The organism is Kitasatospora sp. NPDC034035, assembly GCF_055575755.1.
Window position 1 is genome coordinate 1 of sequence record NZ_JBVISA010000090.1, and the last position, 5,891, is coordinate 5,891.

General features: G+C 72.2%; 1 protein-coding gene. It reads left to right on the forward strand.

Going from position 1 to position 5,891, the window contains the following annotated elements:
* Positions 1-5,891 (forward strand): amino acid adenylation domain-containing protein (locus tag ACZ52J_RS42610; protein WP_465626804.1); only part of this gene is annotated, 5,891 nt, incomplete at both ends.

Consider the following 5,891-nt stretch of genomic DNA (forward strand, 5'->3'; position numbering starts at 1 on the left):
CTCACCCTCCACCCCGACCACCCCGCCTACGTCATCTACACCTCCGGCTCCACCGGCCGCCCCAAGGGCGTCACCATCCCCCACCGCGCCATCGTCAACCGGCTGGCCTGGATGCAGTCCGCGTATCCGCTGGACGCCACGGACCGCGTGCTGCAGAAGACTCCGTTCGGCTTCGACGTCTCCGTCTGGGAGTTCTTCTGGCCGCTCCTGGAAGGCGCCACCATGGTGGTCGCGCGCCCCGGCGGCCACCAGGACCCGGGCTACCTGATCGATCTGATCCAGAGCCAGCAGGTCACCGTCACCCACTTCGTGCCGTCGATGCTGCAGGCCTTCACCCAGGAGCCGGCCGTCGCGAACTGCACCGGCCTGCGGTCGGTGTTCTGCAGTGGCGAGGCCCTGCCGGCCGAGCTGCGGGACAAGTTCCTGGCGCTGCTCGACGTGCCGCTGCACAACCTCTACGGTCCGACGGAGGCGGCGGTCGACGTGACCGCCTGGGATTGTGCCACCCCGAACGCCGGGGCCTCCGTCCCGATCGGCCGGCCGGTGTGGAACACCCGGGTGTACGTGCTGAACGCGCGACTGGAGCCGGTCCCGCCGGGCGTGGAGGGCGAACTCTACCTCGCAGGACGCCAGTTGGCCCGCGGCTACCTCAACCTCCCCGGCCTCACCGCCGAACGCTTCGTCGCCTGCCCCTACGGCGAGCCCGGCGAACGCATGTACCGCACCGGCGACCTCGCCCGCTGGACCGCCGGCGGGGACCTGGAGTTCGTCGGCCGCGCCGACGACCAGGTCAAGCTCCGCGGCTTCCGCATCGAACTCGGCGAGATCCAGGCCACCCTGGCCACCCATCCCGCCGTCGCCCAGGCCGCCGTCATCGCCCGCGAGGACACCCCCGGCGACAAGCGCCTCGTCGCCTACCTCGTCGCCGCCCTCGGCCACGGCAGCGATGAACTCGTCGAATCCGTCGGGGAGTTCCTGCGCCGACAGCTGCCGGACTACATGGTGCCGTCGGCGACCGTGGTCCTCGACGCGCTGCCCGTCACCGTCAACGGCAAGCTCGACCACCGCGCCCTGCCCGCCCCCACCTACACCACCCAGACCGACCGCACCCCCACCACCCCGCACGAGGAAATCCTCTGCGCCGTCTTCGCCCAGGTCCTCGACCTGCCCCGAGTCACCCCCACCGACAACTTCTTCGACCTCGGCGGCCACTCCCTCCTCGCCACCCGCCTCGTCAGCCGCATCCGCACCACCCTCGGCATCGAGGTCCCGATGCGCACCCTCTTCGAGGCGCCAACCCCGGCCCGCCTCGCCCAGCGGCTGGACGCCGATGCCGGGGTGCGCACGGCGGTCACCGCCGCCCAGCCGCGACCGGAGCAGGTGCCGCTCTCCTTCGCGCAGCAACGCCTCTGGTTCCTTGGCGAGCTGACCGGACCGAGCGCTGCCTACCACATCCCGGCGGCTCTCCGCCTGACCGGCGACCTCGACCAGGAGGCCCTCCGGGCGGCACTGCGTGACCTGATCGCCCGCCACGAGGCCCTGCGGACGCTCTTCCCCCTCACCGACGGGCAGCCGCGCCAACACGTGCTTCCCGCCGACGGGTTCAGCTTCGAGCTCACCGTCACCGAGCCGGCCAAGCACGAGCTCACCGAGCACAAGCTCACCGAGTCCGAGCTTGCCGAGGCGATCACCCGCACCGCCACCCGAGCCTTCGACCTCACCACCGAACTCCCCATCCGCGCCGAACTGTTCACCCTCGCACCGGACGACCACGTCCTCACCGTCACCATCCACCACATCGCCGGCGACGGCTGGTCCCTCGCCCCACTCGGCCACGACCTCTCCACCGCCTACACCGCGCGCCTCGACGGCCGGGCACCCGAATGGGAGCCCCTGCCCGTCCAGTACGCCGACTACACCCTCTGGCAACGCGACCTACTCGGCGACGACCACGACCCCGAAAGCCTGCTCAGCGAACAACTCACCTACTGGCGTGAGGCCCTGGCCGGCATCCCGGCCGAGCTGGAGCTGCCCTTCGACCGGCCGCGCCCGCCCGTCGCCACCCAGCACGGCGCCCTGGTCGACCTGCCCATCGCCCCCGACCTGCACGCCGCCCTCACCGAGGTCGCCCGCAGCAACGGCGCCACCATGTTCATGGTGCTCCAGGCCGCACTCGCCGTCCTGCTCTCCCGCCTCGGCGCCGGACCGGACATCCCCATCGGCACGCCGATCGCCGGCCGCACCGACGAGAACCTGAACGAGCTGGTCGGCTTCTTCGTCAACACCCTTGTCCTGCGCACCGACCTCACCGACGACCCCACCTTCGAGCAACTGCTCGGCCGCGTCCGCGAAACCGGCCTCGCCGCCTTCGCCCACCAGGACGTGCCGTTCGAGCGCCTCGTCGAAGAGCTGGCACCCGTGCGCTCGATGGCCCGGCACCCGCTCTTCCAGGTCATGCTCAGCCTGCAGAACAACGCCGAGGCGGTCCTGGACCTGCCCGGGCTCCACAGCACCGCCCTGCCCGCCGGCCCGCCCGCGGCAAAGTTCGACCTCGCCTTCGAGATCGACGAGACCTTCGACCCCGCCACCGGCACCCCCGCCGGCCTCGCCACCCGCATCACCTACGCCACCGACCTCTTCGACCACGCGACGGTCGAACTGCTCGGCGAGCGCTGGGCCCGGGTGCTGACCGCGCTGACGGCGGCCCCGCAGGCCCCGGTCAGCACGGCGGACGTCCTCGACGCCGAGGAGCGGCACCGGATCCTGGAACGGTGGAACGACACCGCGCTGCCGACGGCTCCGACCGCGCTGCCGCAGCTCTTCCAGACCCAGGTGGCCCGCACCCCCGACGCCATCGCCCTCACCCACGTCGACCAGCGGCTCACCTACGCCGAGCTCGACAGCCGCAGCAACCGCCTCGCCCACCACCTGATCGCCGCCGGCGTCGGCCCGGAGAGTCTGGTCGCGCTGGCGCTGCCGCGCTCCGCCGACCTGCTCACGGCGATGCTGGCGGTGCTGAAGAGCGGCGCGGCCTACCTGCCGCTGGACGTGGCACACCCGGTGTCGCGGATCGCCTTCCAACTGGACGACGCCCGGCCGACCCTGGTGATCACCTCGGAGGCGAGCACCGCCGTCCTGAACGGCACCTCGACGCCCCGGCTGGTACTCGACGGGGCGGAGACGACCGCCGCACTCGCCGAGCGGTCCGACTCCGCGGTGACGGACGCCCACCGTACGAGGCCGCTGCTGCCCGCACACCCCGCCTACGTCATCTACACCTCGGGCTCCACCGGACGCCCCAAGGCGGTCGTGATCCACCACGGCGGCCTGGCGAACCAGTTGGCGTGGCTGGCCGCGGACCACGGTCTCGCACCGGACGACGTGATGCTGGCCCGTACCTCCACCGCGTTCGACGCGTCGGTGTGGGAGCTGTGGCACCCGCTGGCCTCCGGGGCCGCCGTCTGCCTGCTCCCCGACGGCTTCGGCGGCGACCCCCGCCGACTGCTCCGCTACGCCACCGAACACCGGGTGACCGTCGCCCAGTTCGTCCCCTCGCAGCTCGCCACGCTCCTCGACGAGGGCCGTATCGACTCCCTGCGGCGGCTGTTCTCCGGCGGCGAGTCGCTGAGCGCGGACCTCGCCCGGCGGATCACGGACATCTGGAACGTCACACTCATCAACATCTACGGCCCCACCGAGACGACGGTGCAGGTCGCCCACACACCCGGGGAGCCGCCGGCTGCCGGATCGACGGTGCCGATCGGTCATCCGATCCACAACACCCGGTTCTTCGTCCTGGACGCGTCGCTGCGCCCGGTGCCGCCGCGCGTGGCCGGCGAACTGTACATCGCGGGTGCCCAGTTGGCGCGCGGCTATCTGGGCCGGCCCGGGCTGACCGCCGAACGCTTCGTGGCCTGCCCGTACGGCGAGCCCGGCGAGCGGATGTACCGCACCGGCGACGTGGTCCGTTGGACCACCGACGGCGAACTCGAGTTCGTCGGCCGCGCCGACGACCAGGTCAAGATCCGCGGCTTCCGCATCGAGCCCGGCGAGATCCAGGCCGTGTTCACCGCTCACCCCGCCGTCGCCCAGGCCGCCGTCACCGTCCGCGAGGACGCCCCCGGCGACAAGCGACTCGTCGCCTACCTCGTCCCGGCCCCCGGGACGGACGGTGCCGGGCTGCCCGCACTGGCCCGGGCAGCGGCCGCCGAGCGGCTGCCGGAGTACATGGTGCCGTCGGCCGTGGTGGTGCTGGCGGCGCTCCCGCTGACCGTCAACGGCAAGCTCGACCACCGCGCCCTGCCCGCCCCCACCTACACCACCCAGACCGACCGCACCCCCGCCACCCTCCGTGAAGAACTGCTCTGCACCGTCTTCGCCGAGGTCCTGGGCCTGCCCTCGGTCGGCCTCGACGACAGCTTCTTCGACCTCGGCGGCCACTCCCTCCTCGCCACCCGCCTCACCAGCCGCATCCGCACCACCCTCGGCACCGAACTCCCCCTGCGCACCCTCTTCGAGGCACCCACCCCCGCCGCCCTGGCCGAGCGGCTGGACGCCACCACCGGGGTACGCCCTGCGGTCACCACTGCCGAGCGGCCGGAGCGGCTTCCGCTCTCCTTCGCCCAGCAACGCCTGTGGTTCCTCGGCGAGTTGACCGGACCCAGCGCCGCCTACAACATCCCGGCCGTACTCCGCCTCACCGGCGCCCTGGACCGGGAAGCGCTCCAGGCGTCACTGCACGACCTGATTGCCCGTCATGAAGCCCTGCGCACCGTCTTCCCCGCCGTCGACGGACAGCCGCACCAACACGTCCGCCCTGCCGACCAGTTCACCTGTCGGCTCACCGTCACCGAGACCACCGAGCCGGAACTGGCCGCCGCCGTGGCCCGCGCCACCGGGCACCCCTTCGACCTGGCGACCGAACTCCCGATCCGGGCCGAGCTGTTCGCGCTGTCGCCGCAGGACCACGTGCTCGTGGTGACGGTTCACCACATCGCCGGTGACGGCTGGTCGATGGCTCCGCTGGGGCGCGACCTGTCCGCCGCGTACGCGGCGCGGATGGGCGGCCAGGCACCCACGTGGGCGCCGCTGCCGGTGCAATACGCGGACTACACCCTCTGGCAGCGGGAACTGCTGGGGTCGGAGGAGGACGCCGAAGGCCTGCTGGCACAGCAGTTGGGGTACTGGCGAGAGACGCTGGACGACCTGCCGGAGGAGCTGACGCTCCCCTTCGACCGGCCGCGCCCGGCCGTCGCCTCGAACCGGGGGGAGACGGTCGAGCTGACCGTCCCCGCCGAACTGCAGGCGGGGCTGCTGAAGCTGGCCCGGACGGAGGGCGTCACGTCCTTCATGGTGCTGCAGACGGCACTGGCGGCGCTGCTCTCCCGGCTCGGCGCCGGCAAGGACATCCCGATCGGCACGCCGATCGCCGGCCGCACCGACGAGAACCTCGACGACCTCGTCGGGCTCTTCGTCAACACCCTGGTCCTGCGCACCGACCTGAGCGGCGACCCCACCTTCGCCGAGCTGCTGGGCCGGGTCCGCGACGCCGCGCTGGGCGCGTTCGCCCACCAGGACGTGCCGTTCGAGCGCCTCGTCGAGGAGCTGGCGCCCGCGCGCTCGATGGCCCGGCACCCGCTCTTCCAGGTCATGCTCAGCCTGCAGAACAACGCCGAGGCGATCCTGGACCTGCCGGGCATCGAAGCCTCGGCCGTGTCCGATGACCAGCAACTCGCCAAGTTCGACCTGCAGTTCGATGCCACCGAGCAGGCCGACGGTCTCTGCGTGCGGATCATCTTCGCGGCGGAGTTGTTCGACCGGGCGTCGGTGGAGGTCCTGGGACGACGCTGGCTGCGGGTCCTGGAGGCCCTCGCCACCGATCCGTCACAGCC